Annotated in this window: 30 protein-coding genes; 27 read left to right on the top strand and 3 right to left on the bottom strand. The window is 71.3% G+C overall.

Annotation, left to right across the window (positions count from 1 at the left end; genetic code table 11):
• Nucleotides 1–24: 24 nt before the first annotated feature.
• The 6 genes from rpsR to ACZ3ZE_RS06530 all read left to right on the top strand — a co-directional run bounded on the left by rpsR (nt 25) and on the right by ACZ3ZE_RS06530 (nt 4134).
• The gene (gene rpsR / locus ACZ3ZE_RS06555) at nt 25–261 is read left to right on the top strand and encodes a 30S ribosomal protein S18 (protein WP_361170897.1); all 237 of its coding nucleotides are present in this window, start codon (nt 25–27) and stop codon (nt 259–261) included.
• A gap of 165 nt (nt 262–426) precedes the next feature.
• The gene (locus ACZ3ZE_RS06550; protein WP_361170900.1) at nt 427–1116 is read left to right on the top strand and encodes a DUF6445 family protein; all 690 of its coding nucleotides are present in this window, start codon (nt 427–429) and stop codon (nt 1114–1116) included.
• A 333-nt stretch (nt 1117–1449) separates the two neighbouring features.
• A complete protein-coding gene (locus tag ACZ3ZE_RS06545; protein ID WP_467257710.1) occupies nt 1450–3012 on the top strand; it encodes an FAD-dependent monooxygenase in 1563 nt (520 codons plus the stop codon).
• A 374-nt stretch (nt 3013–3386) separates the two neighbouring features.
• Nucleotides 3387–3542, top strand: coding sequence for a DUF6131 family protein (locus ACZ3ZE_RS06540; RefSeq protein ID WP_361171236.1), 156 nt, complete (start codon nt 3387–3389; stop codon nt 3540–3542).
• A 124-nt stretch (nt 3543–3666) separates the two neighbouring features.
• Nucleotides 3667–3840, top strand: coding sequence for a hypothetical protein (locus ACZ3ZE_RS06535; protein WP_361170906.1), 174 nt, complete (start codon nt 3667–3669; stop codon nt 3838–3840).
• Nucleotides 3841–3960: 120 nt separating this feature from the next.
• Nucleotides 3961–4134: a CsbD family protein gene (locus ACZ3ZE_RS06530; RefSeq protein ID WP_361170909.1), complete on the top strand. Its 174-nt coding sequence runs from the start codon at nt 3961–3963 to the stop codon at nt 4132–4134.
• A 96-nt stretch (nt 4135–4230) separates the two neighbouring features.
• Here the strand turns inward: ACZ3ZE_RS06530 and ACZ3ZE_RS06525 are convergent, their stop codons facing one another.
• Nucleotides 4231–5301, bottom strand: a complete 1071-nt coding sequence (locus ACZ3ZE_RS06525) for an SRPBCC family protein (RefSeq protein ID WP_467257707.1) — start codon at nt 5299–5301, stop codon at nt 4231–4233.
• Between the two features lie 3 nt (nt 5302–5304).
• Nucleotides 5305–6372: a histone protein gene (locus ACZ3ZE_RS06520; RefSeq protein WP_467257704.1), complete on the bottom strand. Its 1068-nt coding sequence runs from the start codon at nt 6370–6372 to the stop codon at nt 5305–5307.
• A 195-nt stretch (nt 6373–6567) separates the two neighbouring features.
• On the opposite strand from ACZ3ZE_RS06520, the gene ACZ3ZE_RS06515 reads away from it, so the two are divergent.
• From ACZ3ZE_RS06515 to ACZ3ZE_RS06465, 11 genes are all read left to right on the top strand, one after another.
• Nucleotides 6568–6936 (top strand): gas vesicle protein GvpO, encoded by a 369-nt coding sequence (locus tag ACZ3ZE_RS06515; RefSeq protein ID WP_361170918.1) that lies wholly within the window; start codon nt 6568–6570, stop codon nt 6934–6936.
• A gap of 27 nt (nt 6937–6963) precedes the next feature.
• On the top strand, nt 6964–7416 hold the full coding sequence (locus ACZ3ZE_RS06510) for a gas vesicle structural protein GvpA (protein WP_361170920.1): 453 nt from the start codon (nt 6964–6966) through the stop codon (nt 7414–7416).
• A gap of 3 nt (nt 7417–7419) precedes the next feature.
• A complete protein-coding gene (locus ACZ3ZE_RS06505) occupies nt 7420–8136 on the top strand; it encodes a GvpL/GvpF family gas vesicle protein (RefSeq protein ID WP_361170923.1) in 717 nt (238 codons plus the stop codon).
• Nucleotides 8137–8191: 55 nt separating this feature from the next.
• Nucleotides 8192–8440, top strand: coding sequence for a gas vesicle protein GvpG (locus ACZ3ZE_RS06500; protein WP_361170926.1), 249 nt, complete (start codon nt 8192–8194; stop codon nt 8438–8440).
• Nucleotides 8441–8458: 18 nt separating this feature from the next.
• A complete protein-coding gene (locus tag ACZ3ZE_RS06495) occupies nt 8459–8968 on the top strand; it encodes a gas vesicle protein (RefSeq protein ID WP_442304310.1) in 510 nt (169 codons plus the stop codon).
• A complete protein-coding gene (locus ACZ3ZE_RS06490; protein WP_361628014.1) occupies nt 8965–9849 on the top strand; it encodes a GvpL/GvpF family gas vesicle protein in 885 nt (294 codons plus the stop codon). Before ACZ3ZE_RS06495 ends, ACZ3ZE_RS06490 begins: the two co-directional genes overlap by 4 nt.
• Entirely contained in the window at nt 9846–10061 is a 216-nt protein-coding gene (locus ACZ3ZE_RS06485) for a gas vesicle protein (protein ID WP_361628011.1), read from the top strand. Before ACZ3ZE_RS06490 ends, ACZ3ZE_RS06485 begins: the two co-directional genes overlap by 4 nt.
• Entirely contained in the window at nt 10058–10525 is a 468-nt protein-coding gene (locus tag ACZ3ZE_RS06480; RefSeq protein ID WP_467257701.1) for a gas vesicle protein K, read from the top strand. The genes ACZ3ZE_RS06485 and ACZ3ZE_RS06480 overlap by 4 nt, the downstream gene beginning before the upstream one ends.
• A gap of 121 nt (nt 10526–10646) precedes the next feature.
• Complete coding sequence (locus tag ACZ3ZE_RS06475) at nt 10647–11612, top strand: LLM class F420-dependent oxidoreductase (protein WP_361170934.1); 966 nt, start codon at nt 10647–10649, stop codon at nt 11610–11612.
• Nucleotides 11613–11622: 10 nt separating this feature from the next.
• A complete protein-coding gene (locus tag ACZ3ZE_RS06470; RefSeq protein ID WP_467257698.1) occupies nt 11623–12333 on the top strand; it encodes an HAD family hydrolase in 711 nt (236 codons plus the stop codon).
• Between the two features lie 33 nt (nt 12334–12366).
• The gene (locus ACZ3ZE_RS06465) at nt 12367–12558 is read left to right on the top strand and encodes a hypothetical protein (RefSeq protein ID WP_361170940.1); all 192 of its coding nucleotides are present in this window, start codon (nt 12367–12369) and stop codon (nt 12556–12558) included.
• A gap of 157 nt (nt 12559–12715) precedes the next feature.
• On the opposite strand, the gene ACZ3ZE_RS06460 is transcribed toward ACZ3ZE_RS06465, so the two are convergent.
• The gene (locus ACZ3ZE_RS06460) at nt 12716–13099 is read right to left on the bottom strand and encodes a hypothetical protein (protein ID WP_361170943.1); all 384 of its coding nucleotides are present in this window, start codon (nt 13097–13099) and stop codon (nt 12716–12718) included.
• Nucleotides 13100–13357: 258 nt separating this feature from the next.
• Here ACZ3ZE_RS06460 and ACZ3ZE_RS06455 point away from each other — a divergent pair, with 258 nt between their 5' ends.
• The 10 genes from ACZ3ZE_RS06455 to ACZ3ZE_RS06410 all read left to right on the top strand — a co-directional run bounded on the left by ACZ3ZE_RS06455 (nt 13358) and on the right by ACZ3ZE_RS06410 (nt 22513).
• Entirely contained in the window at nt 13358–15058 is a 1701-nt protein-coding gene (locus ACZ3ZE_RS06455) for an enoyl-CoA hydratase-related protein (RefSeq protein ID WP_467257695.1), read from the top strand.
• A gap of 57 nt (nt 15059–15115) precedes the next feature.
• Nucleotides 15116–16198 (top strand): NADH-quinone oxidoreductase subunit B family protein, encoded by a 1083-nt coding sequence (locus ACZ3ZE_RS06450; RefSeq protein ID WP_361628005.1) that lies wholly within the window; start codon nt 15116–15118, stop codon nt 16196–16198.
• A 91-nt stretch (nt 16199–16289) separates the two neighbouring features.
• A complete protein-coding gene (locus ACZ3ZE_RS06445) occupies nt 16290–18074 on the top strand; it encodes a nickel-dependent hydrogenase large subunit (RefSeq protein WP_361170952.1) in 1785 nt (594 codons plus the stop codon).
• Nucleotides 18071–18628 carry a hypothetical protein gene (locus tag ACZ3ZE_RS06440; protein ID WP_361170955.1) on the top strand — a complete coding sequence of 186 codons (558 nt, stop codon included), beginning with the start codon at nt 18071–18073 and terminating at the stop codon, nt 18626–18628. The genes ACZ3ZE_RS06445 and ACZ3ZE_RS06440 overlap by 4 nt, the downstream gene beginning before the upstream one ends.
• A complete protein-coding gene (locus ACZ3ZE_RS06435) occupies nt 18625–19284 on the top strand; it encodes a DUF5947 family protein (RefSeq protein ID WP_363291290.1) in 660 nt (219 codons plus the stop codon). Before ACZ3ZE_RS06440 ends, ACZ3ZE_RS06435 begins: the two co-directional genes overlap by 4 nt.
• The gene (locus ACZ3ZE_RS06430; protein ID WP_361627999.1) at nt 19281–19919 is read left to right on the top strand and encodes a DUF6084 family protein; all 639 of its coding nucleotides are present in this window, start codon (nt 19281–19283) and stop codon (nt 19917–19919) included. Before ACZ3ZE_RS06435 ends, ACZ3ZE_RS06430 begins: the two co-directional genes overlap by 4 nt.
• On the top strand, nt 19916–21316 hold the full coding sequence (locus ACZ3ZE_RS06425; RefSeq protein WP_363291292.1) for a hypothetical protein: 1401 nt from the start codon (nt 19916–19918) through the stop codon (nt 21314–21316). Before ACZ3ZE_RS06430 ends, ACZ3ZE_RS06425 begins: the two co-directional genes overlap by 4 nt.
• Entirely contained in the window at nt 21313–21843 is a 531-nt protein-coding gene (locus tag ACZ3ZE_RS06420; protein WP_361170967.1) for a hydrogenase maturation protease, read from the top strand. Before ACZ3ZE_RS06425 ends, ACZ3ZE_RS06420 begins: the two co-directional genes overlap by 4 nt.
• Nucleotides 21840–21980 (top strand): DUF6893 family small protein, encoded by a 141-nt coding sequence (locus tag ACZ3ZE_RS06415; RefSeq protein ID WP_361170970.1) that lies wholly within the window; start codon nt 21840–21842, stop codon nt 21978–21980. The genes ACZ3ZE_RS06420 and ACZ3ZE_RS06415 overlap by 4 nt, the downstream gene beginning before the upstream one ends.
• 137 nt (nt 21981–22117) lie before the next feature.
• Nucleotides 22118–22513 carry a hydrogenase maturation nickel metallochaperone HypA/HybF gene (locus ACZ3ZE_RS06410; RefSeq protein WP_361170973.1) on the top strand — a complete coding sequence of 132 codons (396 nt, stop codon included), beginning with the start codon at nt 22118–22120 and terminating at the stop codon, nt 22511–22513.
• Nucleotide 22514 lies beyond the last annotated feature (1 nt).

Raw genomic sequence — 22514 nt, 5'->3', positions numbered from 1 at the left:
CCGCTCAATCGAAGGAGCCGCGACATGGCCCGACGCCCCGACCCCCGCAAGCCCGCGAAGTCCCGCCCGAACCCGCTCGACGCGGCCGGCATCACGTACGTCGACTACAAGGACACCGACCTGCTCCGGAAGTTCGTCTCCGACCGCGGCAAGATCCGCAGCCGACGCGTCACCCGGGTGACGGCCCAGCAGCAGCGCGCCCTCGCCACCGCCGTGAAGAACGCCCGGGAGATGGCCCTGCTGCCGTACGCCGGCCGCTGAGCAATTCCGCTCGTCCTCTGCTCGTCCCCCAGGGCGGCATGACGGGAGCGCGTTGCCGGTCCCGAGGCCTTCTTTTCCTCCGGCTTGCCTAGATGGCGATCTCTTGCCGCAGTCTTGGCGGCGCTTTGGCGGGTGGCATCCGCCCTGGCGCCTAGCGTTCCCGTCATGCCGTCTTCGCCTTCGTACCCCCCACGCCCCGGCACGCCCCGGCTCCTTCCGTACCGCAAGCCCACCCGCGGCCGGGACTACTGGATCCTGGACGATGTCCTGCCCGACCCCGACGCCGTTCGGGCGCGCATGCTGGAGCGGGACGACTGGGTGGAGGGGTACCCGCACAAGCCCGAGCCGTGGCCGGGGCTGCGTACGATGCCCGGCCTCGAACCGGCCGAACTGGCCCATGTGGAGAAGCTGGTGCGCACGACCACGGGAGCGCAGCGGATCTGGGCCGTGGACCCCACCGGCGGGGGCACCTTCAACCACAACTGCGTCCAGGTCGTCGGCAAGGACGAGTGCGAACCGCGCCCCCACACCGACTCCCGCAGCCTGTGCCGCTACGCGGCGGTGCTGTACCTCAGCCCGGACCTGCCCAAGGACTGCGGCACCAGCTTCTACCGGCAGAGCCTGTCCGGCGGCGTCCTCGGCGGCAACCAGGTGCTCGCCCCGCACAACAACCTGGTCGACGCGCTCGGCACCCGCTTCGTGCGGGAGGACTCCTTCACCGAGGACCTGCGCGTCCCGCCCCGCTACAACCGTCTGCTGCTGTACTCGGCCAACCTCATCCACACCGCGACCGGCTACACGGGCACCACCCTGGACGACAAGCGCATGACGGCCGTCTTCTTCTGGATGGCCTAGGTACGGATCACCGGTGGGCCGACGACCGGGTGAAACAGTCGGACGGCTGCATGTGACCCCCGTCATCAGCGTCCGCATCCGCGCTCGGAGGGAAAGAACGCCCGGCGCCCAGCGCCTCCAGCGGGTTCTCGACGACCTGGTGGGCGCCGCCCATCGGAGCGGCGCACTGCGCCAGGACTTCACGTCGGCGGACATCCCGGTCCTCCTCACGCACCTCAACCCCCGCCTCCCCACGACACCGAGCGCGCGACCCGCCCCTTGACATCGGAGCGCCTGTTGTGGCTGGTCAGGGCGGTGAAGGGGCCCTCTCGGCCCTCGGTCATAGTGGGCGCCATGGACTATGACGTAGTGGTGGCCGGAGGCGGCCCGGTCGGACTGATGCTGGCCTGCGAGCTCCGGCTCGGGGGCGCGCGGGTGGCCGTTCTGGAGCGCCTCACCGAAGTGAACCCGGTGATCAAGGGCGGGGCGATCACCACGCCCAGCGCCGAGGCGCTCTACCGCCGGGGCATGCTGCCCGCGCTGGCTGAGGTGCAGCGGCAGGCGATGGACCGCTTCCAGGCGTTCCTGCGCGAGCGGAGCGGCGGTGACGGAGGCGGGGCAACGGGCCAAGGGCTCGGGGTCGTCGGGCACTTCGCCGGGATCATGCTGCGTGCCGACCTGGTCGACCGTACGGAGCCGGGCCTCGGCGACGCCGGACCGGCCTCCGAGATCGCCTTCGTGGCGCAGCAGGACATCGAGCGGCTGCTCGCCGGGCGGGCGGACGAGCTCGGCGTCGACGTGCGCCGGGGAGTGGAGTTGACCGGCTTCGACGCGGACGACGGGGCCGTCACCGTGCGGACCAGCCACGGGGTCATACGCGCCGGCTGGCTCGTGGGCTGCGACGGCGGCCGCAGCACGGTCCGCAAGCTGGCGGGGTTCGCGTTTCCCGGTACGGACCCGGAGGTCACCTGTCACCAGGCGGTCGTGGAGATGACCGGCGCCGAGGACCTGGAGGTCGGCTGGGCCGCCACGGACACCGGGGTGTACGCCCACGGGCCGATGCCGGGCCGCATCGTCACCGTGGAGTTCGACGGCCCGCCGGCCGACCGGGACGCGCCGGTCACCACCGAGGACCTGCAGGCCCGGCTGCGCCGTGTGTCCGGCGTGGACGTCACGATCACCGAGGTGCGGACCGCGACCCGCTTCACCGACCACGCCCGCCAGGTCACCGAGTACCGCAAGGGCAGGGTGCTGCTGGCGGGCGACGCGGCGCACGTGCACTCCGCGTTCGGGAGCCAGGGGCTGAGCCTGGGCATCGGGGACGCGATGAACCTCGGCTGGAAGCTCGCCGCGGTGGTCGGCGGCCGGGCGCCGGAAGAGCTGCTGGACACGTACACCTCCGAGCGGCACCCGGTCGGTGCGTGGGTCCTGGACTGGACCCGGTCCCAGGTCGCGGCCATGCGCCCGGACCCGCAGTCCCGGGCCCTGCGCGGGATCGTCAGCGACCTGGCGGGGACGGTCGCGGGCACCACGTACCTCACCTCGCGGCTCAACGGTGGCGGGGTGCGGTACGAGCTGCCGGGCGAGCACCCGCTGACCGGCCGCAGCACCCCGGACCTCGAACTCACCGACGGCGGCCGCCTGGCGGACCACCTTCACGGCGGCCGGGCGCTCCTGCTCGACCTCGCCGACGACCCGGGGCTCCGGGCTCTCGCTGCGGGCTATGCCGGCCGCGTCGACATCCTGACGGCCGCCTGCCCGTCCCGCCCCGAACTGGCGGCGGTCCTCGTCCGTCCGGACGGCTTCACGGCCTGGGCGGCCGACGCGGGGGCGCAGGCGCCGACGTCGACGGCCGGGCTGGGGGAGGCGTTGGCGCGGTGGTTCGGAGCGCCCGAGGGCGCGGTGACGCCGGGCTGATCCGCGGCTCTGCCGCCTGACTCGCCGCCGGTAGCCGGGCCGGCCCGCCCGACATGGGCCCGGCCGGCGGCGTCCTGCTGGTCCACCTCCGCGTCCTCGGCCGCCGCACCGCCTGTGCCGGGCAGCAGGACCACCGCTGCCCGCGGCGGCCGGGCAAACGTCGCGTCCGGTGAGGCGGCAGCCCCCAACGGAGCGTGCTCCTTCGTCACAGAATCGCCGCTTGCACGCGATGACTGACGGGACAGCAAGCGGGTAGAGGCCTGGTGGCAGGCTCACGTTCACGTACGCGCAGCCCGCCGAGAGAAGTGCGCTTCTGGCTGCCCCAGGGGCACGCCTACTCTGACATCGAGGCACCCGCGAAGCCGGAGGTCATCATGATCATTCTCGGCGTCATTCTGCTCGTCATCGGGTTGGTGGCCGGCATCTCCATCCTGTGGACCATCGGGATCATCCTGGTCGTCATCGGAGCCATCCTCTGGATCCTCGGGGGAATCGGTCACGCGGTCGGCGGACGCCGTCACTACTGGTAGACGACCCGCCCCACGCCCGCAGTCCAGCCCTCCACCGCCGCCGCGGCTCGTCGATCGCGGTGCACCCGCATCCGATCGCGAGACGGGGGTAGGCGCGAAGGAGAGCAGCGACGAAGGGACCGACATGAGCGCCAAGGAGAAGGCCAAGGCCAAGGCAGAACAGCTCGCCGGCAAAGCCCTGAGGAAGGCCGCTCACGCCAGGGGCGACGAGAAGACCGCGGCTAAGGGCGCTGCTCTGGAGGCACGTGGCAAGGCTCGCGAGACCAAGGAGAAGGGCAAGGACGTCTTCAAGCGCTGATCCCGAGACGCGGTGCCCGCGAAACGGGCGCGTGAAAGTGGGTTCAGGTACGGACAAGAGGGAGCGGGGAACGCCCGCCGAACGACGGGCGTACATCGCCGTCGCAGGAAGGTGAGGGACATGGCCGGAGGCAAGAAGGCCAAGAACATGGCGCACACCGCCAAGGGCAAGGTCAAGGAGACCACGGGCAAGGCAACCGGGAACGAGAGCCTTGAGCTCAAAGGCCGGGCCGAGCAGATGAAGGGTGACGCGAAGCAGACGGCCCAGAAGGCCAAGGACACGCTGAAGCACTGACTCCGACCCGGCCGAGGCCCGGCCCCACGCCGTCGGTTTCGACGCACATGACGGAGGAGCGACCCGTACGTGGCCGCTCCTCCGTCATGTGCGTCGTCAGCGCCTACGGTGACGACGGCCGGCGGTCTCGTAGTCGTCAGCCGCCTCTTCGTCCTCGTCCTCGTCCTCGTAGCCCTCTTCGGCCTCCCCGCCCTCCTCGTACTCGTCCTCAGGCTCGGCTTCCTCTTCGTCGTAGCCGTCATCCTCGGAGCCGTCCTCGTCCGCGTACCCCTCCTCAGGCTCCTGCTCCTCTTCGTACTCACCGTCCTCCTCTTCGGATTCGTCCTCTTCCCTCTCCGCTTCCTCCTCCTCCAGGGCCTCTTCGTGCGTGCGGACCACTTCGCCGTCGCGGATCTCTCCGCGCCACCCTTCCGGCTCGTCGTCGGTGAGAGTGACGAATCGGCGGAAGTGCTTTGCGTCCAGCCGAAGACGGCGGCCCTGGGCGCGCCAGAGATTGCCCGTCTTCTCGAACAGGCCCGAAGGGTAGTACTCGACGGTGAGGAGGATCCGGGTGAGGGACGGCCCCAGTTCATGGAAGCTGACGCATCCTCGTGTCGAGCCCTTGGCCCCTTCCGAGGTCCAGACGATGTGGTCGTCGGGAACCTGCTCCTGGACGGTCGCCTTCCAACTACGGGTCGAGGGTCCTACCTTGACCTTCCAGTCACTGGTCACGTCGTCGGCCTGTGAGACGTGTCGCACGCCCTTGGCGAACCCGCTGAAGTCCTCGTACTGGGTCCAGTGGTCGTAGACCCGGCGGAGTGGAGCGCCCACGTCGATCGTCTCGACGATGCTCGTCATCTTCCGGCTGCCGCTCTTGCGCTTGCCCTTGCCCGAGCCGCCGAACAGGTTCGACGCGGCATCGGTGACCTTGTCCTTCAGGCCACCCAAGGTGCTGCCCACCATCGCCTTGGCCGGTGAGTCACCCTTGAGCATGCGGCCGCCGATGTCCGTGAGTTTGCCGCCGTTCTCCGCCACGTCGGTCAGCTGATCGGTGAGGTCGCCGACCTTGTCCGTCGCCTTGTCGGCCAGTTGACCCGCCTGGGCCGAGAGGAATCCGCCCAGTTCGTCGAGCAGTCGGTCCATTCCGGAGCCGGAGTCCTTCTTTTGGCTACGGTCTTCCGTTGCCATGGCCTACCTCCGCGCCGACGGCTTGCGCGCTGCCGTCTTCTTCGCTGCCGACTTGCGTGCCGGGCTCTTGCTCGCCGTGGTCTTCTTCGCCGCGGCCTTCTTCGCGGGCGACTTCTTGGCGGCCGTCGTCTTGCGCGCTGCCGTCTTCTTCGCCGGCCCGGACCTGGAGGTCTTCTTGGCGGGAGCGGTCTTCCTCGCGGGGGCCGCCTTCTTGGCGGGAGCCGTCTTCTTCGCGGGGGCTGCCTTCTTGGCGGGGGCCGTCTTTCTCGCGGGTGCCGCCTTCTTGGCGGGGGCCGTCTTCTTCGCGGGGGCTGCCTTCTTGGCGGGGGCCGTCTTCTTCGCGGGGGCTGCCTTCTTGGCGGGGGCCGTCTTCCTCGCGGGAGCCGTCTTCCGGGCGGGCGTCGCCTTCTTGGCCGCCTTCGCCCCTGCCGGGGCGGCCGGCCTCGCCGCGCCGCGCTCTGAGGATGTCTTGCGTGCCCGGGACGACGTACGTGTCCGGCGGGGCCGCGGCTTCTCGGGCTCGGGCTCGGGCTCAGGCTCTTCTTCCTCGGCCTCTACTTCCTCGGGCTCTTCCTCAAGCTCTTCCTCAGGTTCTTCCTCCTCTGGAGGTTCCTCCTCCTCCCATTCCTCCTCGTCCTCGTCCTCCTCGCCCCGCCCCTCCAACTCCTCGTCCTCGTCCTCGCCTTCTTCCTCGTCCTCGTACCTGTCGTCCTCGTACCGCTCGTCCTCTTCCTCGTCACGCCCTTCGTCTTCGTCGCCGCTGGTGAGCACCAGCGTGCGCTCGTGAAGCGAGTCGGCGAAGTCGGCGAGCTTGCGGTCGGCCGCCGCCTTGAGGGCCTTGCGGCCGGCGTCCAAGGCCTCACCCCGCAACTGGTCGCTCAGGTCGGCGAATTGCGGCATGTCCTTGAGCTTGGTCAGTCCCTGCGTCACGAGTTGCTTCGGCTCGAGCCCGAAGCGGCGCCCCGCCAGATATGTCGCCACCGTGAAGGCGAGGCGAGCCTTCTTCGTACGGCCCAGTACGTAACCCCCGGCCAGTGCGGCGGCCAAGGCTATCTTGGTCGTGTCCTCCATGACCTGTCCCTTCACCGGGCGCCAGCGGCCTCCATCCCCTCGGCACCGGGCCCCCACCCAGGCCGCGCATCCGCACCGTCGCCCGTAAAGGCCGCCCGCTCGGGCGGTAGGGAGTCAGCGCTCCCGTGAATGACATTTCGCCCTATAAGATGGAATTCTAGCTTCTACTGCCGGTAAGTTCTCTGGAAGTGACCCATGGCCTCAGATCCGGCTCGGCCGCGACGGGCTGCCTCACGCGCCTCCGACGAGGGTCGTCAAGAGCGCCCTGCCGCTCGTAGGCGATCGGCTCCGAGCCGCGCGAAGAGCGTCGACGCGGCCTCGGCGATGGGGTCGGCCACCGCCCACCTCGCGAAGTTGCTGGGTAGAACACCGGAGTCAGTCTCCTCGCTGAAACCCACGGAGTCGGGGTGGGAGGCGCGGGTAGAGGTGGTAGAGCTCGAGCGCATCCCCGACACGACGAGTGTGCTGGCAAGTTACACGGTCATGTTGGACGAGGAAGGCGCGTTGATCTCCTTCGAGCGGACGCGTCGGTACAACCGCGGAATGATCGATCGGCCGATCTGAGACCGGTCGGCCGTGAAGGGAGGCGCCATGACCATGGTGCCGCAGAGCGGCGGGCCCGTCAGCAGGGGCGGTGGTTCCACGGGCAGTCTCTACGACGTCCTGGAGCTCATACTCGACCGCGGTCTGGTGATCGATGTCTTCGTCCGCGTCTCACTCGTGGGGATCGAGATCCTCAAGATCGACGCCCGGATCGTCGTGGCCAGCGTGGACACGTACCTGCGCTTCGCCGAAGCGTGCAACCGTCTCGACCTCGAAGCCGGTCGGAAGGCTCCGGCCCAGCTCCCCGAGGTCGTGGGAAACATGGTGGAGGGCGGTGCCCACGGCAAGTCCAAGGGCGCGCTCAGCGGGGCGGTCGACGCGGTCGCCGAGACCCTGAGCGGATCCTCGCGCAGCCGCGAGGAGCCGGAGGAGGAAGCGGAGGAGGAGCCCGCTCCCAGGCGGCGGCCGGCCCGACGGGCGGCGCGCCGAGAGAAGGAGTGACCGATGGCCCTGTACGTCTACGCGATCACCGGGCGGAGCCACCCGCTCGACCTGGAGGGACTCTCCGGTGTCGGCTCCGAGGCCTCCCGGGTGCGCGCCGTCGCCGCCGGCCGGCTGTCGGCCGTGGTCAGCGACGTCTCCGAGGAGATCCGGCCCAAGCGCCGGGACCTGCTGGCCCACCAAGAGGTGCAGGAACGTCTCATGCGGGGCGGCGCGGTCCTGCCCCTCCAGTTCGGATACATCGCCACCGACGACTCGTCGGTCGCGGACGTGCTGCACAAGGACGCGGACGCCTTCCTCGCGACTCTCGAACGGCTCGCCGGATGCGCCGAGTACCACCTACGGGCCTCCCAGGACGAGGAACAGCTGCTGAGGGACATCCTGCTCGACACCCCCAAGGCCCGAGAGCTCAACGAGCGGATCCTGGCCGGTGATCAAGACCCCCAGTTGCCGATGGCGCTGGGGCAGCTGGTCGCGGCAGAGGTGGAGAAGAGGCAGGATGCCCTGGCGGCCGGGCTGGCCGACTCGCTCGTCCCGTTCGCCCGCGAGCACACGGTCCGGCCCGCGTCCGGGAACGACTTCCTCAACCTCTCGTTGCTGATCTCCCACGAGCACGAGGAGGACTTCCTCACGGCTGAGTCGAACCTCGCCCGCGAGATCGACGGCGGGGTCGAGTGCCGGCTGACCGGCCCTCTGCCACCGTACAGCTTCGTACAGTGACGGCTCCGTGATGACGCAGGTCACGCAGGATCGCAGCGGAATGGAGAGCGACGGGATGGGACTTTTCACGCAGCTGCTCACCCTCCCGCTCGCCCCCGTGCGCGGTGTCGTCTGGGTCGCCGAGCGCGTCGCGGAGAAGGCGGAGGAGGAGTACTACGACCCCGCTCCCATCTGGCGCGAGCTCGCCGAGCTGGAGGGCCGGTTGGTGCGGGGCGAAATCGACCAGGAGGGCTTCGACCAGCGAGAGGACGAGCTCCTCGACCGGCTGACGGAGATCACCGCCTACCGGCAGCGGATGTCATGACGCGGAATCGAGGACGGCGTGTCTGAGCCCCTGCCCGACCGGTTCGGGTCCGTTCCGTCCCGTGCGGCTCCTCTGCCGTACGGGCCGCCGAGTTCGTCCGCCAATCTCGCGGACATCCTTGAGCGTGTTCTCGACAAGGGGATCGTGATCGCCGGGGACATCCGCATCAATCTGCTGGACATCGAACTGCTGACGATAAAACTGCGGATCCTGGTCGCCTCCGTGGACAAGGCGAAGGAGATGGGCATCGACTGGTGGGAGCACGACCCGTCGCTCTCCTCGAAGCACACGGGCGGTCCGCTGGCGGAGGAGAACCGGCGGCTCCGCGCGGAGTTGGACGCCTTGCGGCGCGACTCGCTCGACACCGGTCGTGCACCGCGCGACACCGCCGCATTCTGGACCGGGGACGCGGGCAGTGAGGCCCCGGAAGAGGAGGGCGCGGAAGAGGAAGCGGAGGAAGAGACGAGCGCGGAGCCCGCGGGCGGACCGGAGCCTCGCCGCCGAGGGTCGCGGAAGCGTGAGCCATGAACGACGACGAAGGCCTTACGTACGTGTACGCCGTGGCTCGGGACACGAGTGCGTTGCGCGAGGTCCTGTCCGGTCTCCACGGCATCTCCGGCGCGCCCGTGTACCTCCTCGGCGAGAACGAAGCGAAGGCAGACGCCGGCACGGCTCCCGACCATCCCGACATCGTCGCGTTCGTCGCAGGCCGTGTGTCAGGGCAGGAGTTCGACGAGCCGACGCTGAAGCGCCGGTTCGAGGACCTGGAATGGCTGGAGGGCGTCGCCCGCGCCCATCACGAGGTCGTCCAGACCATCGCCGCCCACGACACCGTCCTCCCGCTGCGTATGGCCACCGTGTACCAGAACGACGACCGTGCCCGCCAAGCCCTCGCCGCCCAGCGGAGCGTCTTCGCCGAGCGGCTCTCGCTGCTGCGTGGCCGGAGCGAGTGGGGCGTCAAGCTGTACGTCACTCCCGGCCAGGCACCGGCGGGCGGCGGGGAGCCCCCAGGGACCACCGACGCCGCACCGCTCAGTCCCGGGAAGGCGTACCTCCGAAGCCGCCGGGCCCAGCACAGCGAGAGGGAGACCCGCTACCAGCGGGCGGAGCGCGTCGCCCAGCGCGTCGAGGACCTGGCCGCCCGCTTCACCAGGTACCGCGTGCGTCACCCCGCTCAGCGAGGTGAGCTGGCGAGCGGCCCGGAGGAGAACGTCCTCAACGACGCCTACCTCGTCGCCGCCGACCAGGCCGAGGAGTTCCGGAAGGCGCTCGCCGGCACCGTCGACGACGCGGCGGGCGTACGCATCGAGGTCACCGGCCCGTGGGCGCCGTACTCCTTCGCCATGCCGCCGCCGGCGACCTCCCCCGCACCCGGGCCTTCCGCCGGCGGGAACGGGCGAGCACCATGACCGTCCCACGGCGGAGCGAGTCCCTGCCCGGCCGCCAGGTCGCCCTGGTCGACCTCCTCGACCGGCTGCTCAGCGGGGGCGTGGTGCTGTCCGGCGACATCGTCCTGTCCATCGCCGACATCGACCTCGTGCGTATCTCGCTCCGTGCCCTGATCGTGTCCGTCGATGCCGAGTCGGACCCGTTCAGGACGATTGGGCAGGGGCCGGCGTGACGAAGGAGAGCGCGGCGCGCAGCGAGCAGGACGAATCCCGGCACTCGTCCCCGGCCGTGCGGCCGGACGCCGCCTCGCCGAGCCGGCAGGGCGCTCCCGGCCCCCTGCACGGTATCGGCGCCCCCCTGAGCGACGCCTTCCGCCTCGTCCAGGCCCCACCCGCCCGAGGCGGCGAACCCCCGCGCCCGGCACGTCGGATCCGTGCCGATCGCGAGTCGATGGAGGAGGACCTTCTGAAACTGGTCCTCACGCTGGTGGAGCTCCTGCGCCAGCTCATCGAGAGGCAGGCGCTGCGGCGCGTCGACGCGGGCGACCTCACCGACGAACAGGAGGAGGAGCTGGGCGCCACGCTGATGGCGCTCCACGAAGCGCTGTCCGACCTGTGCGCCGAACACGGCTACACCCTCGACGACCTCAACCTCGACCTCGGGCCCCTCGGCCCGCTGCTGCCGCGAGCGGACTGAGGCCGCGAACCGGTGACCGCCCGGCTCGCACGACCCGCAACGTGCACACGGCGTCACGCATGTCGTCTCCGTGCTGGAGAAGTGGCCGTTTCAGCCGGCCCGTACCGGTAAGTCGCGGGGCATGATGCACATCGGCTACACGATGATGACCGAGCAGGCCGGCCCTCGTGAGCTGGTCGGACACGTGGTCGAGGCGGAGCGGGTCGGGTTCGACTTCTCCGTGATCTCGGACCACTCCTTCCCCTGGCTGCCGTCACAAGGGCACGCCCCGTACGCGTGGAGCGTCCTGGGAGCGGCGGCGCAGGCCACCTCCCGTATCCCGCTCATGACGTACGTGACCTGCCCGACCTTCCGCTACCACCCCGTGGTGGTCGCGCAGAAGGCCGCGACGCTCCAGCTCCTCTCCGAGGGGCGGTTCCGCCTGGGCCTCGGCTCGGGCGAGAACCTCAACGAGCACGTCGTCGGCCGGGGCTGGCCCTCCGCACGGGTACGCCTGGCCATGCTGGACGAGGCGGCCGAGATCATCGGCGCCCTGTTCACCGGCGAGTACGTGACCTGGCACGGACGCCACTTCCAGGTCGACGACGCCCGGCTCTGGGACGTCCCCGACACCCCGCCGCCCGTCGGTATCGCGGTGTCGGGACCACGCTCCTGCGCGCTCGCCGGACGCCGCGCCGACCTGGTGATCACCACGGAGCCGAAACGCGAACTCCTCGACGCCTTCGACGCGGCGGGCGGTGCGGGGAAGCCCCGGATGGGACAGCTGCCCGTCTGCTACGACACCGACCGGGACGCGGCCACGTCCCGCGCCCACGAGCAGTTCCGGTGGGCCCTGGGCGGCTGGCGCCTCAACGCCGAACTGCCGCTGCCGGCGAGCTTCGCGCAGGCCTCCGCGTACACCCGGCCGGAGGACGTGGCGAAGAGCATCCCCTGCGGGGACGACGTGGACGCCGTCCTGGACGCGGCCCGCCCGTTCGCCGAGGCCGGCTTCACCGACCTCGCCCTCGTCCAGATCGGCGGAGCCCACCAGAGGCCCTTCCTCCGCTGGGCGGAGACGACCCTGCTGCCCGCCCTGCGCGACCTGTAGGAGCCCGGACATGGACCGCGCCGCACTCTTCGACATCGACGGAACCCTCGTCGACACCAACCCCCTGCACGTCGTCGCCTGGTGGGAGGCGCTGCGGCAGGGCGGCCACCGGGTGCCGACGCACGCCGTGCACCGTGCCATCGGACTGCCGGGGGAGCGCCTCATCGACCACCTGCTCGGCCCGGCCCGCGACCGGTCCGAGGACGAGCGCCTCAGCGCCGCCCACGACACCCTCTACGGCACCTACTTCGAACGCCTGGAAGCCTTCGACCGGGCCGGGGAGCTGCTGCGTGCGCTGGCCGGCGACGGCTGGAAGGTCGTTCTCGTCACCTCGGCCAAGGACCGGGAACTGACAGCTCTGCGCGGGGCCGTCGACGCCGACGACGCCCTCACGGACACAGCCACCGCCGATGACGTCGACGAGGGCAAACCCGCCCCCGACCCGGTCGAACACGCCCTCTCCCTCGTCGGCGTGCCCGCCGACCGGGCCGTGTTCGTCGGCGACAGTGTCTGGGACATGAAGGCCGCACGCCGCGCCCGCGTGGTGTGCGCCGGGCTGCTGTGCGGCGGCATCCCGCGTGCCGACCTCACGGAGGCGGGCGCCGCCGCCGTGTACGCCGACCCGGCCGACCTCCTCGCCCACCTGCCCACCAGCCCCTTCGCGACGGTCGCCGCCGGGGGAGCGGAGAGCGGGCCGCCCGGTGGCGGCCCGCACCGTTAGCCACATCCCCACCGCCGAAGGAGGCGGATGAGCATGAACGCGCGACGGACACCTCGCCGCCACGGCAGGGGCGGGCCGCGCGCCCGCTCCCGCGCCGCCGAAGCCGACGAGGCGGAGCAGCAGCGGGAGCGGGACTCCGTGGACGACGAGCACGGCGGGTCCGCCAAACAGCAGGCCACCGGCATCGGCCGCGAGGAACAGCGCGCGGACCACCCCCGGACGTGACACGGCGCGGCCCCAGGGAGTACGCGGCCCGGGGCGGACGGGAGCACAAGCGCTACCCGTGGGGCGACGACGACACAGACGGAAGACGATACAGACGGAACCCGACGTCAAGGGGCGCCCCGTTACGGTGGGGTGGGCCTTCGTTCTCGGTGTCGCGTCAGCCCGGGCGGGGGCCGGAGGAGTCGTCGTCCGGGTTCACGCCGGTGAACCCCGAGTCGTCCTTCGTGCCGCTGGGGCGCTGTGTCCGGCCCCTTCGGCCGGTGTCGTGCATGCCCTTCTCCGACGAGTGGCCTCGCTTCTCACCTCTGGTGGTGTCGCTGTGCACGGTGTCGCCGGGGACGTTTCCTTCCTCCTCCTTGGCGGCCTTCCGTCCCTTGCCGGGCGGGGGCGCGTGCTTCTCGGGGTGGAAGGAACGCGAGGCGCTCGGATTGTCCTGCTGTCGCGTCTCGTTCACATCGGGGGACCAGCCGTGCTGCCCGGCCATACCATCGTGGCTCGGCTCGCCGCGCGAGGGCTTGGAGGACTTCGGTTTCTCGGCCATGAGCCGACCTGCCTGTCCGTGCGAGGGGCATGCGTCCGCATACCTTGTAGGACTCTGATTTTCTCACGGGACCCATGGCTCGTCTCCTGGGCCACACGCGGCGCGACCAGCCCGCCAATCGGTCGGACCCCACCTCGAACGGGTGAGGTGTGGGCTCCGCCACCCCGCTGCCCGCCTCGCGCTGCCCGATGATCGCAGACGGTTGGCGGGCCGCGGCTCCCGGGGCGCGCCGGCCACCGCAACCCGGAAAGGCCGCCCATGCGCATCCTGCTCGTCGCCAGCAGTTTCAACAGCCTCACCCAGCGCGTCCTGGTCGAGCTGCGCGACCGCGGGCACACCGTTCCCGTGGAGGTCACCCCCGACGGGGCCGCCGTGCGCGAGGCCGTGGCGCGCCACGCGCCCGAGCTGGTCGTGGCCCCCATGCTGAAGGCCGTCGTGCCCCGCGACGTGTGGACGGTGCACCGTTGCCTGATCGTGCACCCGGGGCCCGTGGGCGACCGCGGCCCGTCCTCCCTGGACCACGCGATCCACGACGGGGCCGAGGAGTGGGGCGTCACCGTCCTCCAGGCCGACGACGAGATGGACGCGGGTGACGTCTGGGCGTCCGCGACCTTCCGCGTCCCGGAGGTCGGCAAGAGCGATCTGTACCGCAACGAGCTGTCCGACGCCGCCGTGGCCGCCGTGCTCCTCGCCGTCGAGAGGGTCGCCGCCGGGGCGACACCGCGTCCGCAGACCGGCGAGATCCGCGCCCGTCCCGCCCTCCGCCAGGAGGAGCGCCGGATCTCGTGGGGCGAGGACACCACCGAGACCGTCCTGCGTACCCTGCGGGCCGCCGACTCGCAGCCCGGTGTACCGGACCGGCTGCTCGGCGCCGAGTGGTTCCTGCACGGCGGCCACGCGGAGGACGGTCTGCGCGGGCGGCCCGGTGCGCTGCTGGCCACCCGGGCGGGCGCGGTCTGCCGCGCCACCGTGGACGGCGCGGTGTGGATCCCCGAGCTCCGTGCCCGCACCGGCCCCGGCAGGCCGCGTGCCTGCAAGCTCCCCGCCACCCTGGCCCTCGGGGCCCGGCTGCCGGAACTTCCCGAACTGCCGGCACCCGCCGACCCGGCGCCCGGTCGGCGGACCTGGTCCGACATCCGGTACCGCGAGCGGGGACCGGTCGGTGTGCTGTCCTTCGCGTTCCCCGGCGGGGCGATGAGCACCGACCAGTGCCGCCGCCTGCTGGACGCGTACGAGACCGCCCGCGGGCGTCCCACCTCCGTCCTGGTGCTCGGCGGGCAGCGCGACTTCTTCTCCAACGGCATCCACCTGAACGTCATCGAGGCCGCCGCCGACCCCGCCGCCGAGTCCTGGGCCAACATCAATGCGATGAACGACCTGGTCGAGGCGGTTCTCACCACGACCGACCGGCTCGTCGTGAGCGCGGTCGGCGGCAACGCCGCCGCCGGCGGGGTGATGCTGGCCCTCGCCGCCGACGAGGTCTGGTGCCGTTCGGGGTCGGTGCTCAATCCGCACTACCGGCGCATGGGTCTGTACGGATCGGAGTACTGGACCCGCATCCTGCCCGGGAGGGTGGGCGAGGCCCTGGCCGCGCGCCTCACCGAGGAGGCCCGGCCGGTGTCCGCGGCGGCAGCGCTCGACATGGGGCTGGTCGACCGGGTCGTCGACTGCGGACCCGGGGAGTTCGCCGCCGAGATCACCCGATCGGCTCTCGACCTGGCGTCCCGTGGCGGTCTTCAGCCGCGGATCGCGGCGAAGAAGGCGGAGCACGAGCGCCGGGAGGCCGTCGCTCCCCTTGCGGCCCACCGCGAGCGGGAGCTCGCCCGGATGCGGTCGACCTTCGACGATCCCGCCGCGAGCTACCACGCACGGCGCCGGGCCTTCGTCCGGAAGGAGGCCCCCGGAGCACCGCTCCCGAACGGCCCAGGTGCGGGGGCGGGCGGATCGGCCGACTGTTAAGCAAGACCTAGGCCCGATATGAGGCCTTCGCCCCAATCCCTCCTCAGGAGGCGACCCATGAGCGCAGTAGAGCCGGCCCCGGTCGAGGACCAGGGTGCCGCAGTCGGCAGCGAAGAGAAGCCGATCCACATTCTCTGGATCAACGCGGGTCTGAGCTGTGACGGCGACTCGGTGGCCCTGACCGCCGCCATGCAGCCCAGCATCGAGGAGATCGCCCTCGGGGGGCTGCCAGGGCTGCCCAGGATCGCGGTCCACTGGCCGCTGATCGACTTCGAGTGCGGTCCGGTGGGCGGCGCCGACACCTTCATCGAGTGGTTCTTCAAGGGGGAGCGGGGCGAGATCGACCCGTTCGTGCTGGTCGTCGAGGGTTCGATCCCGAACGAGGCCATCAAGCAGGAGGGCTACTGGAGCGGCTTCGGCGACGACCCGGAGACCGGTCAGCCCATCACCACCAGCGAGTGGATCGACCGGCTGGCACCCAAGGCCCTCGCGGTGGTCGCGATCGGCACCTGCGCCACGTACGGCGGCATCCACGCCATGGCCGGTAACCCGACCGGCGCGATGGGCCTCCCGGACTATCTCGGCTGGGACTGGACGTCGCATGCCGGCATCCCCATCGTGTGCGTGCCCGGCTGCCCCATCCAGCCGGACAACTTCGCGGAGACGCTGACCTACCTGCTCTATCAGGCGGCCGGTTCCGCGCCCATGATTCCGCTGGACGACAAGCTCCGTCCGAGCTGGCTGTTCGGGGCGACCGTGCACGAGGGCTGCGACCGGGCCGGCTACTACGAACAGGGCCAGTTCGCCTCGACGTACGACTCGCCCAAGTGCCTGGTCAAGCTGGGCTGCTGGGGCCCCGTCGTCAAGTGCAACGTCCCCAAGCGCGGCTGGATCAACGGTGTCGGCGGCTGCCCGAACGTCGGCGGCATCTGCATCGCGTGCACGATGCCCGGATTCCCGGACAAGTTCATGCCGTTCATGGACGAACCTCCCGGCGCCAAGGTCTCCAGCACCGCCAGCGGCGTGTACGGCTCCGTCATCCGCCGTCTGCGGACCATCACGGCCAGGACCGTGGACAAGGAGCCGAAGTGGCGGCACACCGGCGATCGCATCACCACCGGCTACCGGCCGCCCTGGTGACCGCGACCCCACCGCGCCACCCCCGCAGGACCCCCCGACCACCCCACTGTTCGCGTAGTCGAAGAGTTTGACGAAGGGCACCACAGCGACCATGGCATCTCCGGCGAAGACGACGGGTGACGGCTCCGGCCTTGTGGAGATGGCCTGGGACCCCATCACCCGGATCGTGGGCAGTCTCGGCATCCACACGAAGATCGATTTCAAGCAGAAGCGCGTCGCGGAGTGCTACAGCACGTCCTCCGTGTTCCGCGGCTACAGCGTCTTCATGCGGGGCAAGGACCCCCGCGACGCGCACTTCATCACCAGCCGCATCTGCGGCATCTGTGGTGACAACCACGCGACCTGCTCGGTGTACGCGCAGAACATGGCGTACGGCGTGAAGCCCCCGCACCTCGGTGAGTGGATCATCAACCTCGGCGAGTCCGCGGAGTACATGTTCGACCACAACATCTTCCAGGAGAACCTGGTCGGGGTCGACTACTGCGAGAAGATGGTCCGCGAGACCAACCCCGGCGTCCTGGAGCTGGCCGAGCGCACCGAGGCACCGCACGCCGCCGAGCACGGCTACCGCACCATCGCGGACATCATGCGCTCCCTCAACCCCCTCGAAGGCGAGTTCTACCGGGAGGCGCTCCAGGTCAGCCGCTACACCCGGGAGATGTTCTGTCTCATGGAGGGGCGGCACGTCCACCCCTCCACCCTCTACCCCGGCGGTGTCGGCACGGTCGCGTCCGTGCAGCTGTTCACCGACTACATGAGCCGCCTCATGCGCTACGTGGAGTTCATGAAGCGGGTCGTCCCGCTCCACGACGACCTCTTCGACTTCTTCTACGAGGCGCTGCCCGGCTACGAGGAGGTCGGCCGCCGCCGTGTGCTGCTCGGCTGCTGGGGCGCGCTCAACGACCCCGAGCACTGCGACTTCACCTACGCCAACATGACCGACTGGGGCCGGCGGATGTTCGTCACCCCCGGTGTCGTCGTCGACGGCAAGCTGGTGACCAACGACCTCACCGAGATCAACCTCGGCATCCGCATCCTGCTCGGCAGCTCGTACTACGAGGACTGGCAGGGCCAGGAGCAGTTCGTCACCCACGATCCGCTGGGCAACCCGGTCGACCCGCGCCACCCGTGGAACCAGCACACCATCCCGGCCCCGCAGAAGCGGAACTTCGACGACAAGTACAGCTGGGTCATGTCCCCGCGCTGGTTCGACGGCAAGGACCACCTGGCACTGGACACCGGCGGCGGCCCCCTCGCGCGCCTGTGGTCCACCGCGCTCTCCGGCCTCGTCGACATCGGCTACATCAAGGCCACCGGGCACAGCGTCGTCATCAACCTCCCCCGGACGATGACCAAGCCGGAGACCACCTTCGAGTGGAACATCCCGAAGTGGAGCAACGCCCTGGAGCGCAACCGCGCCCGGACCTACTTCCAGGCGTACGCGGCCGCCGTCGCCCTGCACTGCGCCGAGAAGGGCCTGGAGGAGGTCCGCGCCGGACGCACGCAGACATGGGAGAAGTTCGAGGTGCCGGACGAGTCCATCGGCGTCGGCTTCACCGAGGCCGTACGGGGTGTCCTCTCGCACCACATGGTCATCAGGGACGGCAAGATCGCCAACTACCACCCCTATCCGCCGACGCCGTGGAACGCTTCCACCCGGGACACGTTCGGAACCCCCGGCCCGTACGAGGACGCGGTGCAGAACACCCCGATCTTCGAGGAGAACACGCCCGAGAACTTCAAGGGCATCGACATCATGCGCGCCGTGCGCAGCTTCGACCCCTGCCTGCCCTGCGGCGTCCACATGTACACGGGCAACGGCAGGACCGTGAAGCAGATGCACGTGCCCACCGGCCTGAGCGGTCTGGCCGGATGAGCGCGACCACCGCCGAACAGGCTGGGCGGCGGGTCGAGGAGGTCCTGGACCGGCTGGCCGAGAACGGCGACGCCGAGGCCTCCGCGGCCGCGGAGGAAGTCGTACGCGTCCTCATGGAGTTCTACGGCAGCGGCATCGCCCGCGTCGTCGAACTCCTGGGGCGCCCCGCCGCCCGTACGTCCGCCGACCCGCTGGGCCCGCTGCTCGCGGACGAACTCGTGGCGAGCCTCCTCAACCTGCACGGACTGCACCCCGAGGACGCGCCGACCCGTATCGACCGCGCCCTGGCCGCCCTGCCGCAGCCCGTCGAGAACGCCGGATTCGACCCGGCGACGGGCGTGCTGCGGCTGCGGCCCACCGCCTCGACCGGCTGCGGCTGCTCCGGCACCCAGGAGTCCGTCCGGCAGGCGGCCGTGGACGCCCTCGCCTGCTTCGCCCCCGAGGTGACCGGCGTGGAGCTGGACAGCCGCGCCCCGCGTGAACCGGCGCTGCTCCAGATCGGCACCCGTCCGTCGCCCGCGGGCGCGGACGGCCGCTCATCGGCCGCCCGGTGAACGGGCCGCCGAACAGCGCCGTGCGGCGCCCGCCGCCCACCGGCCTGCGCCGGTTCACCACTCCCCGCCCGCCCCGCGAGGAGCGCTGCGAACTGTGCGGCGCCCCCCTCGCGGCCGAGGAACGTCACCCGCATCTCGTCGACACGGACAAGCGGGCCCTGGTCTGCTCCTGCGGCCCGTGCGCGCAGCTCATGGACCGCTCCGCCGCCTCCCCGGGGCGGTTCCGGGCGGTCCCCGGCCGCTTCCTGAGCGACCCGGACCACCGGATCGACGACCGGGCCTGGGAGTCCCTGCGGATCCCGGTCTCGGTCGCGTTCTTCTTCCGCAACTCCGCCCTCGACCGGCCGGTGGCGCTCTACCCGAGCCCCGCCGGCGCCACCGAGAGCGAACCGGACGAAGAGGCCTGGCGGTCCGTCCTCGACGCCACTCGGCTCGCCGCCCACCTCGAACCCGACGTCGAGGCCCTGCTGCTGCGCCGCCACGAGGGCCGCACCGAGTGCTTCCTCGTGCCGATCGACCTCTGCTACGAACTGGTGGGCCGCATGCGACTGCACTGGCAGGGCTTCGACGGAGGCGCGGAGGCGCGGGCGGACCTCGACGACCTCTTCACCCACGTCCGCGCCCTGGCCCGCGAACCGCAGGGGAGCCGGCCGTGACCGAGTTCTCCTTCAGCTGCACCGATGTCCGCGCCGACGCCTACGCGGCCGGACCCACGCTCGTGTTCCGGCTGCGGATCACCGCCACCGGCGGCACCCGGATCCACGCCATGGCCCTGCGCTGCCAGATCCGCGTCGAACCCGCCCGGCGCGGTTACGACGCCCACGAGGCCGCGGCCCTGGGCGATCTCTTCGGCGAACGCTCCCGGTGGGGCAGCAGCCTCAACCCGGTCCAGTTCGCCCAGGCCTCCGTCATGGTGCCCGGCTTCACCGGCGAGATCGAGACCGACCTCGTCGTGCCGTGCACCTACGACACCGACATCGCGGCGTCCCGCTACTTCCGTGCGCTCTCCGACGGCGACGTCCCGTTGCTCCTGCTCTTCTCCGGCACCGCCTTCACCGGCGCCGGCGGCTTCCACGTCGAGCCCGTTCCCTGGGACAAGGAGGTCTCCCACCGCATGCCCGTGAAGGTGTGGCGCGAGATGATCGACCAGCACTTCCCCGGCTGCGGATGGATCCGGCTGCCGGGCGACGCCATGGACGCCCTGCTCGCCTACCGCTCGCGCCGGGCCCTCCCGTCGTGGGAGGCCACCGTCGAATCCCTGCTCGAAGCGGCGGGTGAGCCGACACGATGACCACCACCGCAGCCTTCACCCCCGGCACCGAGGCGCGGTTCGCCGTCGCCCGGCACGTCGCCGACGCCGTCCTCTTCGAGGGGTACGTCCTCTACCCGTACCGTGCGTCCGCCGCGAAGAACCGGCTCCGCTGGCAATTCGGGGTCCTGGTGCCGCCGTCCTGGACCGCCGCCGCAGAGGAGCACGACCTCCAGCTCACCCAGTGCCTCATGGAGCCCAGGACCGGCGCCGAACTCGCCGTCGAGGTCCGGTTCCTGCGAGCCCAGCGGCGTACCGTCGAGGAACTGCGCGAGGACGGCACCTACGCACCGACCGGTGAACTCCGGCTGCCCGACCGGGTCCTGGTGGCCTGGGACGAAGGCGTCGAGGAGCGCGTCACCCTCGTCGTCCCCGTCGCCGAGCTGCGGGGCGACGGCACCGCCCTGCCCTTCACCCGCCCCGCCGCCGAGGAGACGGAGGACGTCACCGACGCCGACGGACGCGTCCTCGGCCGACTCGTACGCCGACGCGAGGAGATCAGCGGCACCCTGCGGATCTCGACGGCCGAACTCGACGGCCCGTACCGCGTCGAGCGCCTCTCGGTCACGGTGGAGAACACCAGCGACTGGACCGCCGAGCGGGACACCGACCGCCACGCGGCGCTGCCGCACTCCCTCGTCGCCACCCACACGCTGCTCCGAATCGACGGCGGCTCGTTCCTGTCGATGACCGACCCGCCGGAATGGGCCAGGGGCGCCGTCGCCGCCTGCCGCAACCTGCACACCTGGCCCGTCCTGGCCGGCGAACCCGGCCGCGACGACCTGATGCTCTCCTCGCCGATCATCCTGGAGGACCACCCGGCCATCGCGCCCGAGAGCCCGGGCGCCCTCTACGACGCGACCGAGATCGACGAGATCCTCGCCCTGCGCACGGCCGCCCTCACCGACGAGGAGAAGCGCGAGGCCAGAGGGACCGACGCCCGCGCCGCGGCCGTCATCGAGCTGGCGGACACCATGCCCCCCGAAGTCCTGGAGCGACTGCACGGAGCGGTACGGAGCCTCCAGAACGTCACCGGGCCCCCGAAGCCGGCCGGAAACATCCTCGAACCGGACACGCCCTGGTGGGACCCGGGCGGCGACACCGGTGTCGACCCGGGCAGCGACCACGTCCTCGTGGAAGGACGCGCGGTCCGCGCGGGCAGCAGGGTCGTCCTGCGCCCCCGGCTGCGCCGCACGGACGCCCAGGACCTGTTCGTCGACGGGCGCCGCGCGCTGGTCGAGGCGGTCCTCCACGACGTCGACGGCGGAGTCCACATCGCGGTGACCGTGGAGGACGACCCGGGCGCCGACATCCGCCGCGAACAGGGCCGGTTCCTCTACTTCCAGCCCGACGAGGTCGAAGCCCTGGAGGACGTGTGAACGGCCCCGCGCCCGAGGCCCGGGCGGCCGGCACGGCCCGCACCCTCGTGGCCGGGGTCGGCAACATCTTCCTCGGCGACGACGGCTTCGGCGTGGAGACCCTGCGGCGGCTCACCCGCGAGGAACTCCCCGCCTCCGTCGAACTGGCCGACGTCGGGGTCCGGGGCGTCCACCTCGCCTACGAACTCCTCGACGGCTGGGACACCCTCGTCCTCGTCGACGTCACCGCCCGCGGCGGTGAACCGGGGACGCTCTACCTGATCGACGCCTCGGCGGCCGGCGACCGCGCCCGCGGCACGGAGCCCGCGCCGCTCGACGGGCACCGGATGACGCCCGACGCCGTCCTCGCCCTGCTCGACACCCTGTGCGCGGGAACCGGGGCCGCGCCGCCACGGCGGATCCTCGTCGTCGGCTGCGAACCGGCCTGCCTCGACGAGGGCATCGGGCTCAGCCCCCAGGTCGCCGCGGCCGTGCCCGAGGCGGTGCGCATGGTGACCGAACTGGTCCGCCAGGAAGCCGTCGTATGAAGACCGAAACGGAGAGCACCATGCACAGGAACGTCCTCGGCACCGTAGTCGCCGCCACCGCCGCCCTGGCCGTCGTGGCCGTCGTCGTCGGAGTCCTCCCCGACCTCCGGCGCTATCTGCGCATCAGCAGGATGTGACGCACCCGCGGGTCCGGTCGTGCGGCGGCTGCACCGTACGGACGACACCGCCGTCCGGTCCCGGCGCGCCGGGACCACTCCCGCCGCCCCCCGTTCTCTAATGGCGCCCGAGACCCCCGCGCCCAGGACGGAGACCGATGCACGAGATGTCCCTCGCGGTCGCCGTCGTCGACCAGGTCGAGGCCGCGGCGAAGTCCCACGGGGCCGTCGGCGTCAGCAGCATCGAGCTGGACGTGGGCGAGCTCGCCGGCGTCGTCGCCGACGCCCTCGCCTTCTGCTTCGAACTCGCCTGCGCCGGAACCGTCGTCGAGGGCGCCGAGCTGATCACCCGTACCGTCCCGGGCACCGCGCGCTGCGCGCCGTGCGCCGAGGACTGGGCGGTCGGAATGCCGCCCCGGCTGCTCTGTCCCGGCTGCGGCGCCGCGGCCGACGAACTGGTCTCCGGCCGTGAACTCCAGATCCGGGAGGTCCGCTGGGCCGCCCCCGAAACCGCGCACGAACGACAACGCCGACCGATCACCGAGGAGAGCTGAG

This window comes from Streptomyces sp. NPDC023157 (genome assembly GCF_055560575.1).
The sequence above is the reverse complement of the archived record's forward strand: the minus strand, read 5'-3'. Positions and strand labels throughout refer to the sequence as shown.

Excerpts from the sequence above, each read along its gene's own strand:
- rpsR (WP_361170897.1), top strand. The coding sequence starts at position 25 with ATGGCCCGACGCCCCGACCCCCGCAAGCCCGCGAAGTCCCGCCCGAAC.
- ACZ3ZE_RS06550 (WP_361170900.1), top strand. The coding sequence starts at position 427 with ATGCCGTCTTCGCCTTCGTACCCCCCACGCCCCGGCACGCCCCGGCTC.
- ACZ3ZE_RS06545 (WP_467257710.1), top strand. The coding sequence starts at position 1,450 with ATGGACTATGACGTAGTGGTGGCCGGAGGCGGCCCGGTCGGACTGATG.
- ACZ3ZE_RS06540 (WP_361171236.1), top strand. The coding sequence starts at position 3,387 with ATGATCATTCTCGGCGTCATTCTGCTCGTCATCGGGTTGGTGGCCGGC.
- ACZ3ZE_RS06535 (WP_361170906.1), top strand. The coding sequence starts at position 3,667 with ATGAGCGCCAAGGAGAAGGCCAAGGCCAAGGCAGAACAGCTCGCCGGC.
- ACZ3ZE_RS06530 (WP_361170909.1), top strand. The coding sequence starts at position 3,961 with ATGGCCGGAGGCAAGAAGGCCAAGAACATGGCGCACACCGCCAAGGGC.
- ACZ3ZE_RS06525 (WP_467257707.1), bottom strand. The coding sequence starts at position 5,301 with ATGGCAACGGAAGACCGTAGCCAAAAGAAGGACTCCGGCTCCGGAATG.
- ACZ3ZE_RS06520 (WP_467257704.1), bottom strand. The coding sequence starts at position 6,372 with ATGGAGGACACGACCAAGATAGCCTTGGCCGCCGCACTGGCCGGGGGT.
- ACZ3ZE_RS06515 (WP_361170918.1), top strand. The coding sequence starts at position 6,568 with ATGGCCTCAGATCCGGCTCGGCCGCGACGGGCTGCCTCACGCGCCTCC.
- ACZ3ZE_RS06510 (WP_361170920.1), top strand. The coding sequence starts at position 6,964 with ATGACCATGGTGCCGCAGAGCGGCGGGCCCGTCAGCAGGGGCGGTGGT.
- ACZ3ZE_RS06505 (WP_361170923.1), top strand. The coding sequence starts at position 7,420 with ATGGCCCTGTACGTCTACGCGATCACCGGGCGGAGCCACCCGCTCGAC.
- ACZ3ZE_RS06500 (WP_361170926.1), top strand. The coding sequence starts at position 8,192 with ATGGGACTTTTCACGCAGCTGCTCACCCTCCCGCTCGCCCCCGTGCGC.
- ACZ3ZE_RS06490 (WP_361628014.1), top strand. The coding sequence starts at position 8,965 with ATGAACGACGACGAAGGCCTTACGTACGTGTACGCCGTGGCTCGGGAC.
- ACZ3ZE_RS06485 (WP_361628011.1), top strand. The coding sequence starts at position 9,846 with ATGACCGTCCCACGGCGGAGCGAGTCCCTGCCCGGCCGCCAGGTCGCC.
- ACZ3ZE_RS06475 (WP_361170934.1), top strand. The coding sequence starts at position 10,647 with ATGATGCACATCGGCTACACGATGATGACCGAGCAGGCCGGCCCTCGT.
- ACZ3ZE_RS06470 (WP_467257698.1), top strand. The coding sequence starts at position 11,623 with ATGGACCGCGCCGCACTCTTCGACATCGACGGAACCCTCGTCGACACC.
- ACZ3ZE_RS06465 (WP_361170940.1), top strand. The coding sequence starts at position 12,367 with ATGAACGCGCGACGGACACCTCGCCGCCACGGCAGGGGCGGGCCGCGC.
- ACZ3ZE_RS06460 (WP_361170943.1), bottom strand. The coding sequence starts at position 13,099 with ATGGCCGAGAAACCGAAGTCCTCCAAGCCCTCGCGCGGCGAGCCGAGC.
- ACZ3ZE_RS06455 (WP_467257695.1), top strand. The coding sequence starts at position 13,358 with ATGCGCATCCTGCTCGTCGCCAGCAGTTTCAACAGCCTCACCCAGCGC.
- ACZ3ZE_RS06450 (WP_361628005.1), top strand. The coding sequence starts at position 15,116 with ATGAGCGCAGTAGAGCCGGCCCCGGTCGAGGACCAGGGTGCCGCAGTC.
- ACZ3ZE_RS06445 (WP_361170952.1), top strand. The coding sequence starts at position 16,290 with ATGGCATCTCCGGCGAAGACGACGGGTGACGGCTCCGGCCTTGTGGAG.
- ACZ3ZE_RS06440 (WP_361170955.1), top strand. The coding sequence starts at position 18,071 with ATGAGCGCGACCACCGCCGAACAGGCTGGGCGGCGGGTCGAGGAGGTC.
- ACZ3ZE_RS06425 (WP_363291292.1), top strand. The coding sequence starts at position 19,916 with ATGACCACCACCGCAGCCTTCACCCCCGGCACCGAGGCGCGGTTCGCC.
- ACZ3ZE_RS06415 (WP_361170970.1), top strand. The coding sequence starts at position 21,840 with ATGAAGACCGAAACGGAGAGCACCATGCACAGGAACGTCCTCGGCACC.
- ACZ3ZE_RS06410 (WP_361170973.1), top strand. The coding sequence starts at position 22,118 with ATGCACGAGATGTCCCTCGCGGTCGCCGTCGTCGACCAGGTCGAGGCC.